This window comes from Leptospira sp. WS58.C1 (assembly GCF_040833995.1).
GTDB classification, from domain to species: domain Bacteria; phylum Spirochaetota; class Leptospiria; order Leptospirales; family Leptospiraceae; genus Leptospira_B; species Leptospira_B cinconiae.
Genome location: NZ_CP162137.1, coordinates 3,114,315 through 3,136,832, shown reverse-complemented (window position 1 = coordinate 3,136,832; position 22,518 = coordinate 3,114,315). Strand labels below are relative to the sequence as shown.

Here is a 22,518-nt window from a genome sequence, read left to right as displayed (position 1 = left end):
CTATTTGGGTTCTTATATAATATGAATTTCATTTTTTCTATAAATAGAAAAGCTTCGATCAGTTTTCATCGAGAAAGATTTCTAATACGTAAAATCATTTTAATAATACTTTATCTTTTCCAAAGTTCGTGTAGAAAAGAGGCATATATAAAAACAATGCCGCCCATTTCTCCAGGTAAGGAAGTTATACTTGAAATAAGTTTTGATAACTCAGTGTTACCTGTATATCAGGATGTAAAACTTACTCATTTTTGTTTAGGAAGCAATCAGCAAAATCTAGAGCAAAACTGCGAAATAGATCCAATTATTTCTTATTATCCAATCAAAGCAGGCGAATTTTTACGTCTCCAAATTCCTGAAGGAATATACTCTTATGGTAAAATAATATTTTGGTCGAATGGAGGTATTGGAGCAAAGGCAGCAACGGCAGTTGCTTATTTTACAAGAAATTTTGACAAATCTTCTGATCAGAATGGCTGCTTTCCAAAGGGTGTATCTCTGGAAGGAAGCCTCAGTCGGTTAAAGTACAATTGTAAAATGTTAATGTTCAGAAGCGGAGAAAAGCATCGGATAATTTTTCGGATTTTGGATGATTCTTATTCTGATGGAATCTCGATATATACGGCTCTTTCTACTTTTCCTATCGGTGGTGATTTACGAGCAGCTCAAATTATATATACAGTAAGCAGGATGAAGCCTTAAGTGAATATGGTCAGACATAGATTAAATGTATCGAAAATTTGGAAATGCAGCTGATGCTTGTATGGTTGGAGGTCAGTAGTTTTATGACTGTGATTAAGACATGTGTCTTAATTCTGAATATTTTTTTATGCGACTTTCATTAATGATGATTATATAAAGTCGTTTCCAAATCAGAGTGGAGAAGATGACATATTTCTTGAATTTGCTATTTCAAATTAGCTAGCCTAGTCACGTAAACCCGGACACCTTTTTCGCTCAAAAAGAGGAAAAGGTTCATATGTGTGTAGATTTCCGGATTGTAGAAACCGGAGAAGTCTAAAGTTTTGTACTCAAAGACTTCCTATGGCAAAGTTAAAATTAGTACAATTGCCTGTTCCTCCTCCTACGGCCTTTGCCGCTACAGGAAACGTTCCTTTGGCTGCGGGCTGTTTGGCTGTTTCTGCTCGGGAGAATGGCCTAGAAAAAAAAGGCCTGGAGCTGGAAGTGTTGGATCCGGATATCACCGACAAGGAAGGGGATAGCCAGCTTGCGGATAGGATCGCAAAAGACGAGCCTGAGTTCTTGGGCTTCTCACTTTATCTTTGGAATACCGAAAGAAGTCTTCATCTCGCAAAAGAAGTAAAACGTAGATCACCATCCACTAAAATCCTGATCGGTGGGCCTGAAGTAAATCCGGACAATCCGTTCGTTCTTTCGGAAACAGGATACGATATCGCAGTCTCGGGAGAAGCGGAGCATACATTCTTCGCCCTAATGGAGACTCTTCTCAAAAAAGAAGATCCTAGAAAATTACCGAATATCGCCGTTAGAGAGTTAAACGGAAAGATGGGAATGTTTTCCAAAGAAGAGAATGCTTCCTTTCCTCTTACGAGTTATCCTTCTCCCTATCTGCAAGGGTTCGTGCCTGTGGATCCTGCAAGATCTACGTACTTAGAAACGGTAAGAGGGTGCAGATCCCAATGCACCTATTGTTTTTATCCGAAGAGCAGCAATGTATTACGGACTTTGGATATACCTGAAACGATCAAACTTCTTTCCAGCTTGAAGAACAAGGGAGCCAAAGAGTTGGTATTCTTAGATCCGACCTTCAATCATAGGCCTGGCTTTGAGGATTTTTTAGACGCGATCATAGATGTGAATTCCGACAGATCTATGACAATGTTCGGAGAATTGAGATCCGAAGGTATTACCGAAAAGATTGCCGACAAACTCGCATTAGCCGGTTTTAATCGGATAGAACTCGGCATGCAATCCATCAATAAGGAAACCTTAAAACGTGTAAAACGTTTCGGGAGTCCTGAAAAGGTAGCGGAAGCCGCTAGAATGTTGGCCGATCGAGGGATCGAACTTTTACTAGATCTGATCATCGGACTTCCGGGAGATACTCCTGACGATGTGATGGAAGGAATCGAATTCTTTTACGGACATGGACTGGGAGAATGGGTCCAGGTATTTCCATTGTCCATTCTACCCGGAACTGCGATGAGAAAAGATGCCGAGTCCGAAGGATTGATATATCTTCCTAAACCTCCTTACAGAGTGATCCGAACTCCCAATTTTACTCCGGAAGCGCTTAGCTCCACTTTGTTCCGCTCGGAGGAGAGATTGGATAGAAGGTTGGATGAAACTCCCCGCAGTTTATTATCCGATCCTGACCCCGCTGCTCCCGATATATTTTCCTTTTCTCCGGGGTTATCCGAAAAATTCGGATTAGAGGATTTTTCCGTTTCCGGAGCCAGACATGTTTCGATTTGGTGGAGAGGAAACAATTTAGAAAAATCTAAAAAAGAATTCTTTGATAGACTAAATTTCAGATTAAACAAAGATCCTTTTGCAGTCACGGACCTGGTATTATATCCTAGATCTACTTTCGATCCCGAACTGGTCACCGAGATAATGGAACAATTTTCCAAGATCCCTGCGTCTTATCTTTCTCGCACACTCGCCCATAGAGGGGAGAATATGTTGCATAGGATCGTTCTTGTTCTCCCTTATGGAGTTTCTTTTCCTTTAGAATGGGTTTCGGAGATCAGAGAATATATCCCCGTCTTCCAGGAGATGGAATGGGAAGAGGCAGTGAATAAGTCCGAGGAACTCGGAGGAGAATTTCCTGGAGCAAGGATCATTTCTAAAAACGAGAACTATGCCGCTTGGAAAATCCTAAAAGAAAACTCCGACCCTGAATCGGTAACGTTTTCAGACAGAACGTTAGAAAAACGTTGGTGTTGGGAAGTTTTAGGATATTCGGAGAAATAAACCTGCTCGGAAAATAAGGTCGAATTTTCTTTTAAAAAAAATCGGATGATGCTGAGAAAAATCCGATCCTGACGATTTTATACAATTTTTCCCTTCGAATTGTGTTTAGTATCTCTTCATTACCGGAGAGTAAAATGCAAACCAACCGTAAAAAAGTATACGATTTCCCTCATAAAGCCATCCGCTATGGGATCTCAAAATTAGTACAAGAATCGGGAAGGACCGATTATTCCGATCCAAAAGATGTACTCCAGCTTATCGAATTAGGAAAAGAAGTTTTTCAAATGTTAAAAATACACGCAAGAGACGAAGAAGGAGTCAGTCTCAGACATTTGGAAAAAAAGGATCCTCAAACTTCTCTCAAAGATAAAGAAGAGCATAGATATCTGGAAGAAAAGATAGAAGAACTGGAATCTCTTTTAGATCGCTTCCTAGCGGAAATAGAACAGGTTCAGTTCCACTCGGAGGAATTTTACATAAAACTAATTCGGTTCCAAACGGATTATTTTTCTCATATGACTAGGGAAGAAGAGGAAACTCAAGTAAGATTACATTTGTACTTTTCAGATCCGGAATTGGAGGATCACCAAAAAGAGATCATGAATTCTTTACAAGGAGAGGAGTTAAAAATTTGGGCCAAATATTTGATCCCGAACGTGCCAACACCGATCAAAAATAGGTTCGAAGAAATGTTAAAGACCTATTCTTGAACTGCGGGATTGGTTTCTTTTAAACCGAGTAAGTCGCTTGATTTTTGGGCCGACTTCCTATAAGCTCTTTGTATGAAGTCGGATAAATCCGAGGTATTAAAGGAATTTCGCACTCTTCCCGGGGTGGGCAAGGTAATTGCGGAGGATCTTTGGAATTTGGGAGTTCGTAGCAAAGCGGAACTTGCAAAATTAGAACCGGAAAAAATGAAATGGCGGTTCTGGAAGGACAAAGAGCTTGTCTGATCTGATCCGAATTTTTTGGAGCAATAAAGAATCTCCCGAAACCTATACGGTTCTGCCAGGGGAAGAATGTGTAATTGGTGTCCAGACAAAGGGGAGGATTTTTTTACATTCAGGAAAGCAGTCTAAGAAGCTTTCGAAGGCGGGGATCACAGGGATCTTAAGAGGCCCAAGGACATTCTTCTCCGAAAAAAATACAAAATCACTTTTAGTTTATATTTCTCCTTTATTACTTTCAAGAATGATCACTGTGCCGATGGACCAGATTAGTGATTCAAGTTTGTCTTTAGAAGATCTGTTTCCCAAAGAGGTAATCTCTAGATTGATGGCGGACTGCGAAGAAGCGGATTACAAAGGGCTGGATGTTTCCCGCACCTTGGAAAAATTTCGGCATCTTCTTCCTGTAAAAGAAGAAAAGGAAAAATTCATAAGGGAGGCGGTTCTTAGGATCAAATCCTCGCTGGGAGAGATCGGGATCAAAGGTTTAGCGGAAGATTTGGGAATAAGTCAAAGCAGTTTAGAACGAGGTTTCAGGTCCAGGGTCGGTTTAAGTCCCAAGGAATATACCGGACTTATACGTTTTAGGAATATATTCAAATTTTATAATTCTTCTTCCAGCTTGACTGAACTTGCGTTAGAGGCCGGATATTACGATCAGGCCCATTTTATCCGTGAATTTAAGAAGAAGACAGGATTCAGTCCAAAACAATGGTTTCGCCGAAACGCTAATTCGGGCTTAGATCTTTCTTTTTAGAAAAAAATTCCCTTTTGATTGCGGGGTGTTTTCGGATCAAATCCAAGGATTTTGCGATCAGTATCTTTGCTTCCGCGGAATGATTCCAAACATTTAATCCGGAAGGATGAGGCAAAGGGATCCAATCTAATTCCACTCCATAAAAGTTTTTCTTAAACTTTTTACCGATGACATCGTCGAGTTTGTATTTTTGATCCTCCATTAATTGATCGATCGCTAATTTGCCTATCGGGATAATCAATTCAGGTCGATTAAATTCCACTTCGAAACGAATATATCTGGAACAATTTTTCACTTCGAATGGATTCGGTTTTCTATCTCCACTTTTTGCTTTGCCAGGAAAACATCTACAAACCGCAGCCATATTCACTTTAGATCTGTATATCTCTTCTTCTATTCCTATGGAAGAAAACCATTTGAATAAGGTTTTTCCGGCCGTGTAAGCGAATGGTCTTCCGAATTTTTCTTCATGGATGCCCGGAGCCTGGCCTATGCTCATAATTTTTGCCCCGGGAATACCGCCATGCACCGGTTTGCCCACCATGTCAGGACAGAGTCTGCAATGAATTAATGTATCTAAATGGTTTTTGAATTTTTTGGAATCGTTCATCGCCAATGGTTCAAGGCGCTAAAAGTTTCCATGCTTCGTTGGAAGTACTGCCGACTCGGATCAGACTTTTTAATTTGGTAAGTTCTAAAATTTTATTCACTTGGGAAGAAGGGGAGAACACCGCAATTCCACCCTTGCCGCTTTTGACTAGTCTGGAATGTGTTGCCATAAAAACTCCCAGTCCGGAAGAATCTATGTACTTCACACTTTCCATATTCACTAAAAGATAAATGAATCCACGATCGAGTAGATGAAAGAATCTTTCTTTCATGATCTGGGCTGAATATAAATTGATCTCACCCGAAATTTTTACCACCACTGCTTCTTTGGGAAGACCGTCCGGAATATTGTCCTTGTCTAGAAATACACCTAACTCAGGTGCGTCATGATCGAAATCTTTACTGTCCAGGTTCCAAGGAGTATCTGCCATAGTGTGGTCGCTTATTTTTACCGAATGCGAAGACTATCGAAGTACTAGCGGTTTCTGCAAGGATTTTATCCCGTTTTTTGCACGCTCTCGCGAGATGAATGCATTATCCCGGTTTCTAACACCAAAGAATATATCTCTTAAGAGCCTGTCCCCAAAGGCCTATACTCTTGAGGCCCCGACTAAATATTTTAATGAGGTCTAATTATTGGAGCGGACCGTAAGTGTCTTCTCTTACACCTTCCGAGATAGAGAATTTATAGAGCTTAGCATTTAGTCCGAATTTTTGGAAATATTCCTTTTCGAATTTAGAGAATAAGGAAGAAGATCTGCCTTCTTTGTCCAAAACTAGGACACAACCTCCGAAACCTCCCCCTATCATTCTGGCTCCTAATACGTTTTCAGAACGGAACCATTCTACGATAAAATCCGTTTCTTCGCAGGAGACTTGGAAGTTTTTGGAAAGTGATTCATGGCAAGAGAACAATTCTTTTCCGACCTTCTCTGCATCTTTATCCTTTAAGGAGCGGATAACGTTTTGAGCCCTGGATCTTTCGCCCAGTATATGAGTTGCTCTTTTGTATTCGTTGGGAGTCAGTCCTGCTTTTTCTATAAGGGAGAAGTCCGCCTGGCTTAAAGTCCGCACCTCGGGAGAGAGTTTATTACATTTCGAAGTCGCGGATTCTACTTCTTTTCTTCTGTCATTGTACGCACTTTCCTTTAGACTGTGCGGGACCTGAGAATCGATCAGATAGAATTCGTAACCGGGAAGATCCAAACTGTGATAAGAATATTCCAAACTTTCCGTATTCAGAGAAATACAAGAAGAAGGTTTCGCCACAGCGATCACAAACTGATCCATGATCCCGCAGTTAACACCTACAAAATGATTTTCCGCGGCTTGCGAAAGTAATGCGATCTTTTCTAGGGTGATGTCCCAGTGAAAAATTTTAGAAAGTGCAAATGCCACCCCAACTTCTAACGCTGCAGAAGAGGAAAGTCCCGCACCTTGGGGAATATTTCCCGTAAAGGTAAGATCGAAACCTTCTACATTTAAACCTAATTTACGTGCCTCTGAAACAACTCCTAGGATATAATTTGCCCAAGGTCTTTCTTCGGAATAGGTTACATCTTTTGTTACAAATTCGGATTGGAAATCCAAAGAATACAATCTGAAAAGTCCGAGTTGATTCGTTCGGATCGCGAAGTGGGTTCTGAAATCGATTGCCGCAGGAAAGACCAGACCTCCCGCATAGTCCACATGTTCTCCTATGATATTCACCCTACCCGGGGCGGAGAAAAAACGAATGGAACCAAGGTCAGGGGTATCGGTAAAAGTACGGGAAAGAGAAGAAGAAAGATTCTCTCGGATAGAAAGAGTCATTCTGGAAAATAAAATCTAAGACTAAATACTTACAAGGGATTTTGGAAAATTAGAAGGTTGAATTATTTCGTTTTTCCTTGCTATTCCAATTAACATAAGTAATTTGTCTCGGATGTCCGATTTTGAGGAATACCGATGGCCTTTTCTTTAGAAATAAACGATAGATTTGCCTCGGAGTTTGCGGATCCCCAATCTTTCGAACTCTTATTAAAAGAGTCGGGTTCTGCGTTACAAAATCTTTTGTCCGGCAAATCTCCAGGTTCCGAATTTTTAGGCTGGGTGCGACTTCCCCAACAGATCCAAAAATCAGAATTAGAACGAATTCATTCCGAGGCACAAAGATTCAGAAAACAATCCGAAACGATCGTAGTGATCGGGATCGGAGGTTCTTATCTGGGAACCAAGGCAGTGATAGAGGCTTCCAAACCGTATTTCAAATCTCCTAGTTTGGGATCACCCGAGATCGTTTATGCGGGACATCATTTAGATGCACGTTATCATTTTGAACTTTTAGAATATCTAGAGAAAAGGGAATTTTCCATCAATGTGGTTTCCAAGTCCGGGACCACTACCGAACCTGCTTTGGCATTTCGTTTACTTTGGGATCTTGCTAAAAAAAAATACGGTGCAAAGGCGAAAGATAGAATCGTAGCAACAACCGACAGTTCTAAAGGTGCATTACGTAAAATGTCCGATGAGTTGGGGTTTACCACCTTCTCAATTCCGGATAATGTAGGCGGACGATATTCCGTTTTAACTCCTGTCGGACTTTTTCCGATCGCAGCCGCCGGAGTGGACATATTCGCTTTTTGGGAAGGGTTTTCGGAAGCTGCCGACTTTTTGATCTCGGAAACTTCTCCTCATAAAAATACCGCCTGCATTTATTCAGCTTACAGAAATCTATTTTATAATTCCGGAAAGAAGATAGAAGTGATCGCAAATTATAATCCTTCTATCCGTACTCTAACAGAATGGTGGAAACAATTATTCGGAGAAAGCGAAGGTAAAGAAGGTAAGGGAATTTTTCCCGCTTCCGTAGAACTGACTACGGATCTACATTCTCTTGGCCAATATCTGCAAGAAGGAGAACGAAATATTTTCGAGACGGTACTGTATTCCAAAAACACCGCAGCAAAAGTTTTAATTCCTAAAGACGGCGACGATCTGGATGGTCTGAATTTTTTAGCTTCCAAAAATTTGGAAGAAGTGAACTTACAGGCATTTCTTGGTACTCTTGTGGCGCACTCGGAAGGGGGAATACCTTGTTTGGAGATCTTATTTTCAGACACAGGCCCGAATAGTTTAGGCCAAATGATGTATTTTTTCGAATTAGCATGCGGAGTTTCAGGAAATGTATTGGGTGTAAATCCATTCGATCAACCTGGAGTGGAAGCGTATAAAAAAAATATGTTCGCATTACTCGGAAAACCAGGGTTTGAAAATTTAAGGGAATCTCTTCGCAAAAAAGGGGTCTAAGAAAAAGGATCTCTAAACGCTTGACAGAGATTCGTTTAGGTTTCGGATTAGATCAGTATGGTCCTAAGAGGAAAAAAACTAAGGTTCGTTTCGGCTTCCTTAGCCCTATTTACTCTATTATTTTTTCTGCATTCCGGATCATCCAACAGCCCTTATCCCGGGAAGAAGTCCGAACAATCACAGACAATCATCGGACAAGAGACCGATATAGAAGAATTAAGCGATCTCGTTGAAACCACCGATCCTTCGGAAATGGTTTGGGGAGATTTTTTAACTTCTGAAATAAACACCCCAGGTCTCTCTAACTCAGATATTTCCCGACAGGATAGGTTTCAATTCCAACACAATAAATTATTATCTCAGCATTTGCTGAATATTCCTCCACCTTCAAACTCCTAATCTAAGGTTCGAAAGCCGAGAAATGGCTCTAGCCGTACTTTGCTTTCAACCAAGCGTTGCTTGAGTTTCACGCTCAAAATAGAATTTTCGGAGATCAGTTTTCGCAATATTTTCCCATCCAATATAGCACCAATTTAACCGGTCCCAGGTTTTGGGCCCTAGGCCCTTCCTGGGATCGGTTCCTTTTTCAGGTATAGATCGATAAAAAAAGGCAGACAGAGGCCCCAATCTCCCGATACTTTTTGCGGGGAGCTAAAACTCCGTAAGCGGATGGAAATAGAATTAGCCAAAAAGGAACGTTTGATCCGAGGAATGGAACTCGGAAAAAAGATCGTCCTTCATGGAGTTGTACTTTCGCAATATTATAAATCCAATGTGGAGAATTATCTACGGTTCTGCTTGGAATATTACCGAAAGACGGACATTCTTCCTCCTTCTCTTTCCCTTATTTATTCACTCCTGGAAATGGCCTTCAAAGAGAATTGTAGGAATTCTTACTATTTGGAAAAAGGCTGGGATCCTCTCAGTTCGGAATCCTTAACCGAAAGAGAGGCTGAATTCGAGACCAATTGGGACTTCTCCAATCCGTTAAAATTAAGGGATCGGTTAAAAGAAGAAGGTTCCATACTTAGGACTACGATCTACCATTCCGGTTCAGGAGTTTCTTTAGAGATCGCAAATCTGGCTCCTATTACGTCGGAAGCGGAAGAAGCTCTAACGGAATATCTTTCCAGAGCAAAATCCTACCGAGATCTTTCCGAATATTATGAAGATTATCCTTTCGACGAAGAAGGGCGAGAGATAGGGATCGCATTAGCTATATTACAATTTAAGGAAATAGGATTGGATCCGAACCTTCTGAGATTCGATACGGCGGAAGGAGAACATGTCTTCCGATTAGAGATCGGATTCGATGGAGAATATCTTTCTCTTAGAACTAAGTTGGAAAACGACGAGGATATAAGACCTTTTCGATTCCATTCCCAAGCGGAGAAGGACGGGGAAACTATCTCCCCTTGGAAAATTTCGGTTTGTAAGATCTGCGGAAGGTCGGTCGACGATCGGATCTTCTTCCATACGGTCCCACCCGACGTAGTAGCAAAGGCAAAAGACCTTCCATTTACGGAAGATGTCTGTGCTTGGTGTTTGTCAGGCTATTTAAAATTATAATGCCTATTTCCAGTTCTCCAATACCCCGTCGATCACACCGTATATTTTTGCTTCCGAAGGTGTGAGCCACAAATCCCGATCGGTATCCCTTTCCACAACTTCCAAGGGTTGACCTGTTCTTTCGGAAACGATACGATTGATCTCCTTTTTATCTCTTTCAATCATGGAAGCAAAGATCCCGATATCGGTGGCCTTTGCTTGGTAGGTTCCCGGAACATGAGGTTGGTGTAGCATGATCCTGCTATGTGGGAACGCGAACCTTTTTCCTTTTGTCCCGGAAAGAAGAAGTAATGCACCGAAACTTGCAGCAAGTCCCATACAAACGGTACTCACATCATTCGGGATCAGATCCATAGTATCTAGAATGGACATACCGGAAGTGTTTGCACCTCCCGGACTGTTGATTACAAGAGTAATATCCTTTTCCGGATCTTGATTAGAAAGATATAATAGACGCTCCACCACATGTTTTGCGGAAAGATCGTCCACTTGTCCCCAAAGAAAAATTTTCCTCTCTTTGAGCTGGTTGTCCTCCAGGCGAAGTCCCGGAAATTGGATCGGTTCAACTAAAGTGTCTGTCATTCTACTCTCCAATCAAGAAGCGATTGCCATAGGTCCATGTAGGACTTCCAACCAATCTTTTCTATCCGATTTATTCAAAAGTTGTCTGCGTAATAATTCCCTACTTCTTCTCAAACGGTTTTTCAAATTGCCGATCGGGATCCCTGTTTTTTCGGTGATCTCTTCGTAGCTCAACTCGCCGAAATATCTCAGGTTCAAAAGTTGTTTCTCTTCGTTAGGAAGTTCTTCTAATGCATCTAACACTTCCGTTCTCCAGCTATCTCCGGAACGAGGTGCGGCCTTGGTGATTTCCGGATTTAATTCGGTCCCAAGCAGATCTTTTTTTCTTAAGATACGATCCGAATGTTTCAGTACCAACCTTCTGAGTAAGAACGGAAACGCTTCCGGCTGCCTCAGCGTTGGGAGGACTTTCCAAGCTTCTAAAAATACTTCTTGGCTTAGATCCTCCGCTTTGGATTGGTCCCGGATTCTTTTGACGGCTTGGCTACTTACGTATTTTTCGAAACGGGTCATTAACTCCGTCCAAGCCGGTTCTTCTCCTTTGGAAGCTTCTGTGACTAGTACTTTAAAATCGCGCATATCTGTTAGAGGGTCCCAGTTTCCATTTTGGGGTGTACGGATCTAAACTATTTTTGCATTTTCGGGACTCTTGACCTTGGTCTAGATAGGATGTTAATGTGGTGTTGAACGAGGTGTTGGAACTCCTACATGTGGCGGGGGAGGTCTCCCCCTCGCTTCAGCCGAGTTACACTCGTCTTTCGCTTCCCCCTCTCCGGGGAATATTTTTCCTGCGAACCCCCGGACCCGATTTGGTGCTTTATAAACTCACGCAGAGCCGCGAAGACGCAAAGGTTAAGTTCGCACAGAGGGCACTGAGATCACAGAGGATTAATAACGTATTAAAAACTCTGTGTGCTTTGTGTTCTCCGTGCGAAAATAATGAATAGGCTGAATTAGCGAGTTCGAAAAAGTTTAAGAAGAAATTCTCTTCCTAAACTCCTTCCATTCGCTGGAAAGCCTGTCCGAAAAATCGGTATCCTTGTATTTCTCGTAAAACTGCTTTTCTCCCAGATCCAAAAATGTTCCGGGGAAAATTTTTCCGCCTAGGCGATTTTCAGCGGAAAGTTGACGGAACGTATCCGCTAGGTCATAAGGTCGGTTCGGCTCCAGATCGGAAAGACATTCAGCTTTTATCCAACAAAGTCCCAGATAAAAATATCCTCCCGCTTCGAATCGGATCAGATCGTCCTTTAAACTCAGACCGGTATAATTCGAATTTTCGGGAATTTTAGCTAAATATAATATACAATCGAATGTTTTTTGTTCTTCCGGATTCGGCCAAGGATTAAATCCGGGTTCCGGGAAAAGAATGAAATCGGGATTTAAAACTAAAAAGTCATCTTGTAAGTTCCAAAATTTTTCGATTCCAGTGCGAATTCCGCCTCCTGTTCCTAATATTTCAGGAAATTCCGTGGAGAAGTGTAGTTGGAAGTCTTTAAAACCTATTAGCTCTTCTTTTACTTTTTCTCCCAAATAATGTATGTTAAGGATCGCGTCGTCTACTCCCCAAGATTTGGCGTGAAACAGAGAATAATAAATGAGAGGAATATTATTGATTTTTAATAGTGGTTTAGGCAGCGATTTGGTCCATTCTCCCATCCTGGTCCCGAAACCTGCGCATGGAAAAAATGCCTTCATCTTAGAGTTTTTCCAAGAATAGTGTATTGTTTGATAATTCTTTTTTTAAGAGATGAAAGAATAGGAAGAGTTGATCCGGAAATAGTCCCACTTGCACGATCTCCAGTAGATTATCCAAGCAATTGGATACACTCTTTCTATACTTGTCCTGTTTTTTCTCTGCCACCAACATGAAATAAGATCCAAGAGCCTTGTAGGATCTTTGTAAACATTGCAAATAATAACATTCTTTAGGTTTTTTGAATCTATTCTCGCTCAGTTTTAAAAAAAGAAGAAAGAGTCCCTGTCTCATGGCAAACGGGATCGGTCTATAAGCGTCGTATAACAGACTGGAAAGATCATAAAACGGGGTCCCCATTCTTGCGTCTTGGAAATCGATCAACGTCAATTCTCCGGATGGGGAAAGCATGATGTTTCTCGCGTGAAAATCCCGATGGCAGAAAACCTTCTCTTTATATTCCGCTAAAAATCCGGAAGATTCTTCCAGGAAAAAAACGACTTCCGGTCTGAGTTTGGTCTTCAGTCGGAACATCTCGGAAAAATTGGTATATGAAGAATACGTAAACTTATTCTCGAAATTTAACTTTTCATAGTCGAATTCACGGGTCGAAACGGGAGGTTCTGGCCTGGTTTTTTGGAGCGAAACCAGTAATTCCAAAGATTTTACTAAAAGATTCCTATATTCCGCATCGTCTTGTACGGAACTTAAGTCCAAATCTCCTTCGTCGGAAAGAAGCATGAGCTTGTTAAACACATCCGTCTTATATATTTTAGGGACCTTAAATCCGTGGTGTTCTAAAAAACGGCCCACTTCTTGAAAGTCATGTTGAAAGACTTGGTCCTTGCACAGGATCTTAGTGGTTCCGTCTGGATATGTTGCACGATAATATCTACGTGCAGAGGCTTCCGGAGTAAGTGAGTCGATTTTTTCCGGAAAGTTTCCATCGATCGAGAGGAAACGAAAATCTATCTCACTTAAAACTTCGTTCATAGCCGCGTATGGCTAGTTCTACAATTTGTCCGGAAAGACCAAGCGGAATTCGGTACCTTTTTCCGGCTCCGAATCGATTTCTATTCGGATGCCGAATACGTCGGCAATTTCTTTTGCCACGAACATTCCGAGGCCTGTTCCTTGGCCTGTTTTTTTAGTCGTAAAGTAAGGTTGGAAGATCTTATTCAAAATATCCTTGCTCATTCCGACTCCGTTATCCTTGATCTTGACCATTGGATGATGATTTTTTTCTCCCACGGAGATCTCTATTCTTCCTTTATTATCTGTCGCATCCGCAGAATTTAGAAAGATATTAGAGAATAAAAGGCTTAACTGGTCCGCGTTAGAATGAACCGGTGTTTTGTCGGGATTTCTGTTAAAGATTATTTCACAATATTTTAAACGAGTGGTCTTTCTAAAAACTTCAATTACGGATTCCACTACTTCATTCAGGTCTAAGGTTTCTTTGTCTCTGCCTGTATCTCCCGGTTTTCCGAGTTGAAGCAGGTTGAAAGTCAGGTTCTTTAATTTAGTGATCTGATTCCAGGTAACGGAGATCGCCTTATCTTTGATCGGTTCATCCGCGTCGGGTAGTCTTGCAACTTCTATAAAACCTTGGATAGCAGTAAGTGCGTTATTTATTTCATGTCCAATGCTTGAGGCGATCGTAGTTAAAAATGCTCTTCTCTCCGCATCGATCAATTTTTCGGAGATAATATTCTTTTGAGTGATATCTCTTGCTATCCCTGTGTAATAAGTTTTACCGTTTAGTTCGTATCTACATACGGAAATATCAAAATTGAATTTTTCTCCGCTTCTGCTCACCAATTCCGCGTTATGTAATCTGGCGATATTATGGTCGGATTTACGGCTCATTAAGTGAGCGATCCTTTCCAGATACGCATCCGTGTTTTCCTCGGAGATTAGAAGTGTGATCTTTTGTCCTACGATCTCATTTTCTTCATATCCGAAATTTCGGATTGTGGCTTCGTTTGCACCTCGGATGAGCAGATCCTCGTCCAGAGTGATCACACAATCTCCGGTAGTTTCTAAAATCAAACTATTACGATAATTTAAATCTTTAGATTGTTGTGCGAGATGGGTCTTCTCCCGAACTGCCTTTATGATCTTTTTGGATTTTCTATCTCTGTCTTCTTTTTCTTTGCGTGCATTCTCCAACGCCGCTAAGATATTTTGCCTACTTACCGGTTTGGAAATATAATCGAATACTTTATTTCTAAGAGCTTCTTCCGCAGTATGCAGTTGAGGATTGCCTGTGATAAGAATGACCGGAATATTGGAATTATACTTTTTTATCTCTCTTGCGACTTCGATCCCGTCTTTGCCGCCCATTAGGATATCGGAAATTACGATATCCACCGCATAATCCCTTACGATCCTCATTGCGGATTCGAAATCTTCGGCAAGAAAAACATGATATCCTTCTCTGGAGATCACACGTTCTAGAGCGGTCCTGATTTCCGCTTCGTCGTCAATGATCAGGACGTTGGGATTTTTTTCCCTTGTCATATATTTTTAATGAATAGGTTCATCATACCTTTCCTACGGGTACTCGGACGGTGACCTTGGTGCCTTGTCCAGGATTGGATTCCAAGTGAATGGTTCCGCCGTGATCGGTGATGATCCGTTGAGAGATAGTCAATCCGAGTCCCGTTCCCTGTTTGGTTCTCCTAGTCGTATACAAAGGTAAAAAAGCCTTTTCTGCGACTTCGGCGTTCATTCCGGGGCCGTTATCTTGAATGGTAAAACTCACCATCTCTCCGTTCAAATATAATTCTTTTCGTGCGGAAACTTGTATCAACGGAACTGCCGGTTTATGTTCCATTTCGGAAATCGCGTTAACTGCATTTACTAGACAGTTGATCAATACCTGTTCGATCTCTTGCCAAGCTACATGGATTTGAGGAAGTTCCGGATTAGTAACTCGTTTCAATTCGATTCCATTCTTTTTACAACTTACCTCGATGAGTTCGCATGCTCTCAGGAGAATAAAATAAGGAGAGACCAGTTCCTTTTTTCTCGGAGCCCTTCTTCCTAGATCCAAAAGTCCTTTGATCAGATCTCTGATCCGCAAGGCAGCACCTTCTATTCTTTTGTATACTTTTTTTCTTTCTATAGGATCCGGATCCTCATGTTCTAATAGATCTTCCAGATATAATAAACTGGATTGTAGAGGATTATTTACTTCGTGAGCGATTCCCGCAGCGATCTCGCCGATTGATGCGAATTTTGCGGTTTCGTACAATTGCCTATCCAAAATTTTGGTCTGTGTCACGTCGGAGAATATTAACATTGCGGCAACAGGGAAGTCCTGGTATTTTTTGAGCGGAAGGAACTTTATAGAAAAGTAATTTTCTTCCTCTCCTAATAATACCATGGAGAAGTCGAAATAGGCCGCTCTTTGAGTGCGGATACATTCCTCTAATTTTATCATGATCCCTTTTTGAGCCTCTTCCGGGAAAAGAGAGGGAAATTCGTCATCCACATCCACGTTCAAGAATTGAAATAAGAAAAATTTCAGAATCGGGGCTACTTCCAACACTTTGCCTTGTGGATCCAATATTACGATCCCATTATTCATGGAGGCGAATAAGTTCCTGAGTTTCATCTCGGAAGCTCGGATCAGTTCTTCGTTCTTCTTCTGCTCGGAAATATCCAAAAGAAGCAATATGGTTCCGATCCTATTCCCATAATCGTCTTTTAGGGAAGAAGAAGCTAATAAAAAAGGAACTTCATGTCTGCCTCGGATCGTGATCCTGGTCTCCGCTCTGGAACCTAAAAGGATCATATCCATCGCTTCCGGTTCCAATTTCAGAAGTTCTCTTACCTGGACACCTATGATTTCTTCTTTAGAAATACCTAATAAGGTACTGATGTTATTATTCACATAAGTGATAAATCCTTCGTCATCCGTCGACAAAAGAGGGACTTCCAGCGAATTTAATAGGGCCCCTTGGAATTGTAGGATTTTTGCCGTTTCTCTTCTTTGTTTTTCGATCCGCAAATATTGCAGAGAAGAAAGTAGATCTTCCACTATCTCGAAATACAAATAGTTCTCTCCGGAATCGAAAGCCATGTTCTCCCTTGAAATGATCTGGATCCCGCCTATAATTTTACCTTCTTCGCGAATAATCAAACTTAAGGACCTTCTGAAATCTTTGGCGACTAATGCTTCTTCCCATTCAGGATACAGATTAGAACCGAATTCATGAATATGAAATTGTTCCTTTCCGTCTAAAAGAGTTTCGAATGGAGATTTGGACTTTTTTTCTTCCCAAGCGATCTCTAAATTCTTTCTCCACTTAGAATCCAGATCGGATTGAATCAGTATTTGATCCGTTCCGTCTTCTCTTCTATAAAAACCCCAAACCAAACTATAATGAGGATTTTCTTTCAGAGTATCGCAGATTTTTTGAAATAATGTACTCTCGGAACTTAAGCGGAGAGATCGTAAATTCAGTTTTAAAAGTCGGAGACTTCGCAAGATACTCTGTAGATAATATAATCGAAGTTCTATCTCTCTGATCTCCGATCTTTGGTAGATATGAAAAATTAACGGTGAGTTAGGGGATTGGGAAAAAGCGTTGATCGTAAAATCGGCAAGAAGAAGTGTGCCGTCCCTTTTTCTTAAATTCCAGAGAAGAGAGATGCCTAATTCCTCGGCTCCGTTCCCGTAACTTCCGATACTATCCGGTCGAGCGAGTAAATTGCTAAGGCTTAGTTTTTTTAGTCCATCAGGATCGTAACCCAAGATGGAACAAGCCTTTGGATTGGAACCGAGTATACTGTAACTGCCGGGTTCTAAAATTAGAATCCCTTCCTGGGCGGGAAAGAAGGCCTTCTCTAACAGTAGAACTAATTCCCGATTCTTCATGAATTGTATATAATATCGGAATTCCAGATCATAAAATTGATTTGGATTCCTTGCTAGATTCGACTAGAGATGGAATCATTGGCCCAATCTATGGATTTTGTATACGAACTTTTTCTTCGAAATTATACCAGGCAAAAAATTCGATTTATGGAGAAGGAGCTGGGTTTTCAGCGCCTCCATGTAGACCTCGGCGGACACAAAATTTTCTTTTTGAAGAGGCCTTCTGCCCAAGGTTCCGATAAAACTCTTTTTTTCATCCACGGACTTCTAGATTCTGCCACAGGTTTTAGGAGACTGGCTCCATTTTTACGAAATGACTTCAATCTTTTGGTACCGGATATTCCAGGTTTCGGATTCAGCCCTCTTCCTAAAGTGAAATATTTGTACCAAGTGGACATATTCGCGGACCTTCTTTACAGTTCGATCCGCAAACTGGCGTTAAACGATCTGGTACTTTCCGGACATTCTATGGGATCTCTGATCGCGATGATGATCGCCATACGTGATTCTGAAAAAGAAAAAAGGGTGCAGAGACTTGTGCTACTTTCTCCCGGCGGTATCCCTCATCCGCAAAGAGACGAAATGAGGAAATTACTTTTCCCTTCTAAAACGGAAGAAATAGAAAGACTTCTTACCGCATTATATCAGGAGAATGTTCCGGAGTTGGGAGGTTTCGCAAAAAGAGCGCTCTTAAGTCAGTGGAATAATCTGGCTCACCGATATTTAACGGAGAATACTCTGGATAGGGAGAAGGAAATTTTTCTAGGTAAAAAACTTTCTGCAGTTTCCCAAAAGACCTTGATCATCTCCGGAACGGAAGACCCGATCACCGATCCTCCTATGATTAAAAAGTTACATTCATATTTAAAGAAAAGTAAATTGGTGTGGATCCCGCATTCGAAACACGCTCTCCATATGGAAAGACCTAAAGAAGTCGCGGAAAAGATCAATTCTTGGCTTTAAAAATTAATACTCCTAACCTTCATCTCTTTAAATAGGGGAGAAGGATTGTAGTGTCAAAAAGGGAGTTTGTTTAGAAATAAATTATTAACTAATGGGATCTATTGCTGTTTTAACGTTTGGAAAATTTATCTCTCAAATACAAAAGACAGACACTATAATTCGAAAAAATTTAAAAAAATTCCGGATAATATCGTTCCGGAAAATTAGGATCAACTCTTGCTCCTTATCACATTCTATAAAATTAAAAAAAAATCTACCTAACTTCGTCCGAGTTTTTTGAAAAACGAATATAGAAATTAGAATCAAAAAACCGTAATACAAGGGGCCGGTTGGCGGATAAAAATGGAAAAAGTAAAAATCGCTATAGTTGAAGACAATTCCGAGTTTGCTCTGAACTGCGCAAACACTCTCTCAGTGATGGAAGAGGTGGACAAAGTGGAAGTTTTTTCTTCTACCGAGGACTTATCACAAAGTCACCAAAAAAAATTTGATCTTGTATTTATGGATGTAATCCTTCCGGGTAAATCCGGGATCGATTATATTAAAGAGAGATCCGATTTTGACAACGATCCCAAATACATTATGCTTTCTACGTTAGATACGGACGATGCTTTGATACAGGCAATGAAAGCTGGCGCAGTAGGATTTGTTTTGAAAAAAGATCTGAAAGATATAAAAGAAGTAGCGAGAATGGTGATGAGAGAAGGCGGGATACTTTCTCCGGGTGCGGCAGCCAAAGTGATTTCTTTTTTCAGGAAATCTCCGACAAAGGAAACCCATTCGTTAACTCCGAGAGAAAAGGAGATCCTGAATCATATCATCAACGGTTATAGGACCAAGGAAATCGCGCGTAACTTTGGAACGAAAGAAGGAACTGTGAGGATACAGATCAAAAGTATTTTCAAAAAGTTACAAGTAAACTCAAGAGTGGACCTGGTACGTAAGTATTCGCGTTTCTAAAAAGATAACTAATCCGAATGGTCTAATTTTACTGCGACAATACGCATTAGTTTTTGTGACACGGAAAGTTTAGTTTTTTAAGAGCTTGGAATAAAAAGTTAGTTAATACGGAATAATAGGGAAACTTGCTTTCATCGGATTGTTACTAGTGTATGGTATACGGCATGATGGAGATCCGAGAAACGGAATGGTCCGAAGCTCTGGCTCGTCTCGCAGTAGTAGTATCCACTTATAAACATGTTGGAAGTACTACGGATCAAGTTTTTTTGGCTTGCGAGTCATTATGGGCGGATTGGGACGACTTCGAGCCTACTGGGCCTGATTGGCTACAGGGTTTCGAGGAATCTATGGACGAAGGAGAAATGAAATATGCTGCAAACTCCTTCTCACAAGTAAGATCCTTATTAAGAGCTAAACTGGACGAGGTCAATCATACGTTCGAGAACGGAGAGGATTCTGCGATCGGTGATTTGATTTTAGAATTATCGGACGGAATCTATTCATTATTGAATGGACCGGAAGAGCCGGACAAGACCGTAGAATCCATACTCATAGAGGCGGAAAAACTTTTAGAAATACTTTTAGAGTCGAACGACCTTAGATTTCCCGAAGATGAAAATTTATCTTCTATCGATTTGGCACAGGTTTCGGATTTAGGTGAAAGGGAAATTTTAAAGGAATTGATCTCCGCTTTCGAATCGGCAGTGGAATCCAAGCAAAACGGGAAGGCTTTATATTTATTAATGTCCAGGATCTTTATAGTTCATTGGAGTTTTTACAGATTAAGGGCTGCTTAATTAAGAATTTATAATTTTACTTTGCCCTTCTTTTATTTTCCGCAGCAAGTTTCACTTCTTCCCTTAAACTTTCCGCATATTGTCGGGAGATACCTATTTGATCCAACATGAACGTTTCGAGTTTTTTTCTCCAAACTTCCAGTTCTTTTTCTCCCTTTAATTTCGGAACATAAAACGGTTCCGATATAAAAAACTCCGCTTTTGAGAATAATTTTGGAACAGGCGTCCTGTCCCAACTTTGTACGATCCTATAATGATCGTATTTAGCGAAATAGGATAGTATTGGAAACCCTGTCATGGACGCCAATTGAACGATCCCTGGTTTAAGAGTATAAACCGGACCGGTAGGACCGTCGGGAGTGATTAGACTAATACTTCCTTTCCTTGCGTCTTGGACCAAAGCCTTTAATGCGGCGGCCCCTCCTTTTTTACTGGAACCTCTTTTTGGTTTCATCCCGAAATGAGCTATCACTCTGGTTATCAATTCTCCATCCTTGGATTGGGACGCCATAGGGATTACTTCCAAACCGTAACGTTTCACGTAAAATTTATACGTGAAATCTATAATGAATGGAATTTGATTGTGCCAAAGTGCGAGAACAAATCCTCTTTTTTGTAAAAGTAACTCTTCCGACTTCTTCGGAACATGGATCTTGGTCCATCGGACAGTCATATAAATAAATTTTAATATTAAAGTAGCGAGGAATGAGGAGATTGCGATCTTCATGCTCGATTTTTCCCCTGAAAAACAGGTAATAAAAAAAGCCAGATGGCTGATAACGCAAGTCCTATACTATTTTTGAAAGTTTCGGAATATAGGTCCGGCTTAGGATTGTCTAAAAAATTGTAGAATCCCCAGACAAAGTATCCAATGCCGACCGATTTTCCTAATCCGGCGATTAATATTCTCCTACCCTGATCGTGAAAAAAGGAATACCATTCCGTGGAATACAACAGACTGACTGTTAGATAAGTCGGGATCCAGACTTCGGGTTCCGATTTTATATAACTTAGACCCGCAAATACGATCCAGGTAATTACGGTTAGAAACCTAAAAAAACCGGAAAGTCTCTTTTTCATTGTTCTTAGGGGAGAATTTTCCCCGGATTTAAAAGATTTTTTGGGTCCAAGGCCTTTTTGATCATCCTCATTACTTCTATTTCGGCGGAAGAGCGGGAGAAATGTAAAAAGTCCTTTTTTAAAAGACCGATCCCGTGTTCGGCGCTAATGGATCCATGATGTTTTTGTAATAGTTCGAACATGGAAGGATCCACCTTCTTGCATTGGGAGAAAAACTCCACATCGGAAAGATCTTTCGGTTTTACGATATTTAAATGAAGGTTCCCGTCGCCTATATGACCGAAAAGTGCGATCTCGAAACCCGGATACTTGGAAGAAAGTAAGCCCTGCATATCTTCCAAAAATGCGTTCATGTTCCGAAGAGGAAGAGAGATATCGTTTTTGTGAACGGTATAATCGATGGAAATGGATTCGCTGATTCCTTCTCTGTATTTCCAAAAGGTTTCGGCTTGTCTGGAATTTTGGGCTAAGCTTCCATCTGTAACATAACCTTTTTCTAAAATGGTCTCCAAAAAGGAGAATAATTTTTCATCATCCGATTCTTCGGTTATCTCGAACTCCATTAAAACGTAATATGGACTTACCTCTGAAAAAGGATCCGGGACATGAAGGTGATCCATCACCTTATCCAAACAATATTTGGTCAAAAACTCGAAGGCCAAAATAGGCAGGGACATATTATGAGTTTCTTTAAATAATTCTAATATAGAAGGGAAATCGGGCACCGCGGTGAAAAGTATACGGTTGTCTGCGGGTTTTTTGGTGAGTTTTAAGGTACATTCCGTGATGATCCCTAATGTTCCTTCGGAACCGATGAAAAGATGTTTTAGATCGTAGCCGGTATTATTTTTAAGGATCTCACCGTTAAATTCCAGGATTTCTCCCGTTCCAGTGACCACTTTGAGACCTAAGACCCATTGGCGGATCAGTCCGTAATGAACGACTCTTACTCCACCTGCATTAGTCGCAATATTTCCGCCTATATGAGAAGAACCTGTGGCAGCAAAATCTACCGGGAAATAAAAACCTCTTTCTTCCGCTTCCTTGTGGAGATTTTTAGTGATCATACCCGCCTGAACGGTTAAGGAGCCGAAAAATGGATCGAAATCCAAAACTTGATCCATCTTGGAGAGAGAGATTACTATCTCTCCCGATTTAGCCACTGCTCCGCCTGCGTAACCTGTTCTTCCTCCGGAAGGCACGATCTTAATATCGTTCTCGAATGCGTATTTTACGATCTCCGAGACTTCTTTTGTGTTTTTGGGGAATGTTAGAATTTCGTAATCCGGAACATATACTTTTGTTCTATCCGTTCCGAAAGAAAGGAATGTAGCCTGATCCATCCGGGTTTCATCTTTGAAAAAAACCCTATCTTCTCCCAATAGGGATTTGAGTTTATTTTTATTTTCCTGGCTGATACTCAT

21 protein-coding genes and 1 pseudogene are annotated in these 22,518 nt (G+C 40.9%); 10 read left to right on the top strand and 12 right to left on the bottom strand.

The genetic code is table 11. From position 1 onward, the window contains the following. Positions 1 to 21: 21 nt before the first annotated feature. The 5 genes and pseudogenes from AB3N61_RS14425 to AB3N61_RS14405 all read left to right on the top strand — a co-directional run bounded on the left by AB3N61_RS14425 (position 22) and on the right by AB3N61_RS14405 (position 4,662). A complete protein-coding gene (locus tag AB3N61_RS14425; protein WP_367897916.1) occupies positions 22 to 702 on the top strand; it encodes a hypothetical protein in 681 nt (226 codons plus the stop codon). A gap of 342 nt (positions 703 to 1,044) precedes the next feature. Further along, positions 1,045 to 2,958 carry a B12-binding domain-containing radical SAM protein gene (locus tag AB3N61_RS14420; protein ID WP_367897915.1) on the top strand — a complete coding sequence of 638 codons (1,914 nt, stop codon included), beginning with the start codon at positions 1,045 to 1,047 and terminating at the stop codon, positions 2,956 to 2,958. Between the two features lie 134 nt (positions 2,959 to 3,092). Next, on the top strand, positions 3,093 to 3,668 hold the full coding sequence (locus tag AB3N61_RS14415) for a hemerythrin domain-containing protein (RefSeq protein WP_367897914.1): 576 nt from the start codon (positions 3,093 to 3,095) through the stop codon (positions 3,666 to 3,668). A 72-nt stretch (positions 3,669 to 3,740) separates the two neighbouring features. Next, positions 3,741 to 3,875 (top strand): annotated as a pseudogene (locus tag AB3N61_RS14410) (helix-hairpin-helix domain-containing protein); the annotation flags it as partial. Positions 3,876 to 3,903: 28 nt separating this feature from the next. Beyond that, positions 3,904 to 4,662, top strand: coding sequence for a helix-turn-helix domain-containing protein (locus AB3N61_RS14405; protein ID WP_367897912.1), 759 nt, complete (start codon positions 3,904 to 3,906; stop codon positions 4,660 to 4,662). Here AB3N61_RS14405 and AB3N61_RS14400 read toward each other — a convergent pair. From AB3N61_RS14400 to galK, 3 genes are all read right to left on the bottom strand, one after another. Further along, positions 4,634 to 5,272 carry a uracil-DNA glycosylase family protein gene (locus tag AB3N61_RS14400; RefSeq protein WP_020770292.1) on the bottom strand — a complete coding sequence of 213 codons (639 nt, stop codon included), beginning with the start codon at positions 5,270 to 5,272 and terminating at the stop codon, positions 4,634 to 4,636. The genes AB3N61_RS14405 and AB3N61_RS14400 overlap by 29 nt on opposite strands. 10 nt (positions 5,273 to 5,282) lie before the next feature. Next, positions 5,283 to 5,702, bottom strand: coding sequence for an STAS domain-containing protein (locus AB3N61_RS14395; protein WP_367897911.1), 420 nt, complete (start codon positions 5,700 to 5,702; stop codon positions 5,283 to 5,285). Positions 5,703 to 5,904: 202 nt separating this feature from the next. After that, positions 5,905 to 7,083, bottom strand: a complete 1,179-nt coding sequence (gene galK / locus AB3N61_RS14390; RefSeq protein WP_367897910.1) for a galactokinase — start codon at positions 7,081 to 7,083, stop codon at positions 5,905 to 5,907. A 135-nt stretch (positions 7,084 to 7,218) separates the two neighbouring features. Between galK and AB3N61_RS14385 the strand changes: the two genes are divergently transcribed. Both AB3N61_RS14385 and AB3N61_RS14380 read left to right on the top strand, forming a co-directional pair. Then, the gene (locus tag AB3N61_RS14385) at positions 7,219 to 8,559 is read left to right on the top strand and encodes a glucose-6-phosphate isomerase (protein ID WP_367897909.1); all 1,341 of its coding nucleotides are present in this window, start codon (positions 7,219 to 7,221) and stop codon (positions 8,557 to 8,559) included. A 669-nt stretch (positions 8,560 to 9,228) separates the two neighbouring features. Then, a complete protein-coding gene (locus AB3N61_RS14380; protein ID WP_367897908.1) occupies positions 9,229 to 10,128 on the top strand; it encodes a hypothetical protein in 900 nt (299 codons plus the stop codon). Between the two features lie 3 nt (positions 10,129 to 10,131). Here the strand turns inward: AB3N61_RS14380 and AB3N61_RS14375 are convergent, their stop codons facing one another. From AB3N61_RS14375 to AB3N61_RS14350, 6 genes are all read right to left on the bottom strand, one after another. Further along, positions 10,132 to 10,710 (bottom strand): ClpP family protease, encoded by a 579-nt coding sequence (locus AB3N61_RS14375; protein WP_020770366.1) that lies wholly within the window; start codon positions 10,708 to 10,710, stop codon positions 10,132 to 10,134. A gap of 12 nt (positions 10,711 to 10,722) precedes the next feature. Further along, complete coding sequence (locus AB3N61_RS14370; protein ID WP_020770498.1) at positions 10,723 to 11,289, bottom strand: RNA polymerase sigma factor; 567 nt, start codon at positions 11,287 to 11,289, stop codon at positions 10,723 to 10,725. A gap of 393 nt (positions 11,290 to 11,682) precedes the next feature. Beyond that, a complete protein-coding gene (locus AB3N61_RS14365) occupies positions 11,683 to 12,408 on the bottom strand; it encodes an NTP transferase domain-containing protein (protein ID WP_367897907.1) in 726 nt (241 codons plus the stop codon). 1 nt (position 12,409) lies between these two features. After that, positions 12,410 to 13,399, bottom strand: coding sequence for a phosphotransferase (locus tag AB3N61_RS14360; protein ID WP_367897906.1), 990 nt, complete (start codon positions 13,397 to 13,399; stop codon positions 12,410 to 12,412). Between the two features lie 18 nt (positions 13,400 to 13,417). Continuing rightward, positions 13,418 to 14,929, bottom strand: a complete 1,512-nt coding sequence (locus AB3N61_RS14355) for a response regulator (protein ID WP_367897905.1) — start codon at positions 14,927 to 14,929, stop codon at positions 13,418 to 13,420. A 22-nt stretch (positions 14,930 to 14,951) separates the two neighbouring features. After that, positions 14,952 to 17,294 (bottom strand): ATP-binding protein, encoded by a 2,343-nt coding sequence (locus AB3N61_RS14350; protein ID WP_367897904.1) that lies wholly within the window; start codon positions 17,292 to 17,294, stop codon positions 14,952 to 14,954. 90 nt (positions 17,295 to 17,384) lie between these two features. Here AB3N61_RS14350 and AB3N61_RS14345 point away from each other — a divergent pair, with 90 nt between their 5' ends. From AB3N61_RS14345 to AB3N61_RS14335, 3 genes are all read left to right on the top strand, one after another. Beyond that, positions 17,385 to 18,257: an alpha/beta fold hydrolase gene (locus AB3N61_RS14345; RefSeq protein WP_036090099.1), complete on the top strand. Its 873-nt coding sequence runs from the start codon at positions 17,385 to 17,387 to the stop codon at positions 18,255 to 18,257. 342 nt (positions 18,258 to 18,599) lie between these two features. Beyond that, positions 18,600 to 19,217 carry a response regulator gene (locus AB3N61_RS14340; RefSeq protein ID WP_020770395.1) on the top strand — a complete coding sequence of 206 codons (618 nt, stop codon included), beginning with the start codon at positions 18,600 to 18,602 and terminating at the stop codon, positions 19,215 to 19,217. A 164-nt stretch (positions 19,218 to 19,381) separates the two neighbouring features. Then, positions 19,382 to 20,014, top strand: a complete 633-nt coding sequence (locus AB3N61_RS14335; protein WP_036090161.1) for a hypothetical protein — start codon at positions 19,382 to 19,384, stop codon at positions 20,012 to 20,014. Between the two features lie 16 nt (positions 20,015 to 20,030). On the opposite strand, the gene AB3N61_RS14330 is transcribed toward AB3N61_RS14335, so the two are convergent. Genes AB3N61_RS14330 through AB3N61_RS14320 form a run of 3 tightly spaced genes read right to left on the bottom strand, consistent with a single transcriptional unit; the run spans position 20,031 to position 22,518 of the window. Next, positions 20,031 to 20,741 (bottom strand): lysophospholipid acyltransferase family protein, encoded by a 711-nt coding sequence (locus AB3N61_RS14330; RefSeq protein ID WP_367897903.1) that lies wholly within the window; start codon positions 20,739 to 20,741, stop codon positions 20,031 to 20,033. Further along, on the bottom strand, positions 20,738 to 21,094 hold the full coding sequence (locus tag AB3N61_RS14325; protein WP_020770322.1) for a hypothetical protein: 357 nt from the start codon (positions 21,092 to 21,094) through the stop codon (positions 20,738 to 20,740). The genes AB3N61_RS14330 and AB3N61_RS14325 overlap by 4 nt, the downstream gene beginning before the upstream one ends. Positions 21,095 to 21,099: 5 nt before the next feature. Continuing rightward, on the bottom strand, positions 21,100 to 22,518 hold the full coding sequence (locus AB3N61_RS14320) for an FAD-binding oxidoreductase (RefSeq protein ID WP_020770454.1): 1,419 nt from the start codon (positions 22,516 to 22,518) through the stop codon (positions 21,100 to 21,102).

Bases quoted from the DNA above. Each gene is read 5' to 3' on its own strand.
- AB3N61_RS14425 (WP_367897916.1), top strand. From the start codon at position 22: ATGAATTTCATTTTTTCTATAAATAGAAAAGCTTCGATCAGTTTTCAT.
- AB3N61_RS14420 (WP_367897915.1), top strand. From the start codon at position 1,045: ATGGCAAAGTTAAAATTAGTACAATTGCCTGTTCCTCCTCCTACGGCC.
- AB3N61_RS14415 (WP_367897914.1), top strand. From the start codon at position 3,093: ATGCAAACCAACCGTAAAAAAGTATACGATTTCCCTCATAAAGCCATC.
- AB3N61_RS14400 (WP_020770292.1), bottom strand. From the start codon at position 5,272: ATGAACGATTCCAAAAAATTCAAAAACCATTTAGATACATTAATTCAT.
- AB3N61_RS14395 (WP_367897911.1), bottom strand. From the start codon at position 5,702: ATGGCAGATACTCCTTGGAACCTGGACAGTAAAGATTTCGATCATGAC.
- galK (WP_367897910.1), bottom strand. From the start codon at position 7,083: ATGACTCTTTCTATCCGAGAGAATCTTTCTTCTTCTCTTTCCCGTACT.
- AB3N61_RS14385 (WP_367897909.1), top strand. From the start codon at position 7,219: ATGGCCTTTTCTTTAGAAATAAACGATAGATTTGCCTCGGAGTTTGCG.
- AB3N61_RS14380 (WP_367897908.1), top strand. From the start codon at position 9,229: ATGGAAATAGAATTAGCCAAAAAGGAACGTTTGATCCGAGGAATGGAA.
- AB3N61_RS14375 (WP_020770366.1), bottom strand. From the start codon at position 10,710: ATGACAGACACTTTAGTTGAACCGATCCAATTTCCGGGACTTCGCCTG.
- AB3N61_RS14370 (WP_020770498.1), bottom strand. From the start codon at position 11,289: ATGCGCGATTTTAAAGTACTAGTCACAGAAGCTTCCAAAGGAGAAGAA.
- AB3N61_RS14365 (WP_367897907.1), bottom strand. From the start codon at position 12,408: ATGAAGGCATTTTTTCCATGCGCAGGTTTCGGGACCAGGATGGGAGAA.
- AB3N61_RS14360 (WP_367897906.1), bottom strand. From the start codon at position 13,399: ATGAACGAAGTTTTAAGTGAGATAGATTTTCGTTTCCTCTCGATCGAT.
- AB3N61_RS14355 (WP_367897905.1), bottom strand. From the start codon at position 14,929: ATGACAAGGGAAAAAAATCCCAACGTCCTGATCATTGACGACGAAGCG.
- AB3N61_RS14350 (WP_367897904.1), bottom strand. From the start codon at position 17,294: ATGAAGAATCGGGAATTAGTTCTACTGTTAGAGAAGGCCTTCTTTCCC.
- AB3N61_RS14345 (WP_036090099.1), top strand. From the start codon at position 17,385: ATGGATTTTGTATACGAACTTTTTCTTCGAAATTATACCAGGCAAAAA.
- AB3N61_RS14340 (WP_020770395.1), top strand. From the start codon at position 18,600: ATGGAAAAAGTAAAAATCGCTATAGTTGAAGACAATTCCGAGTTTGCT.
- AB3N61_RS14335 (WP_036090161.1), top strand. From the start codon at position 19,382: ATGATGGAGATCCGAGAAACGGAATGGTCCGAAGCTCTGGCTCGTCTC.
- AB3N61_RS14330 (WP_367897903.1), bottom strand. From the start codon at position 20,741: ATGAAGATCGCAATCTCCTCATTCCTCGCTACTTTAATATTAAAATTT.
- AB3N61_RS14325 (WP_020770322.1), bottom strand. From the start codon at position 21,094: ATGAAAAAGAGACTTTCCGGTTTTTTTAGGTTTCTAACCGTAATTACC.
- AB3N61_RS14320 (WP_020770454.1), bottom strand. From the start codon at position 22,518: ATGAGTATCAGCCAGGAAAATAAAAATAAACTCAAATCCCTATTGGGA.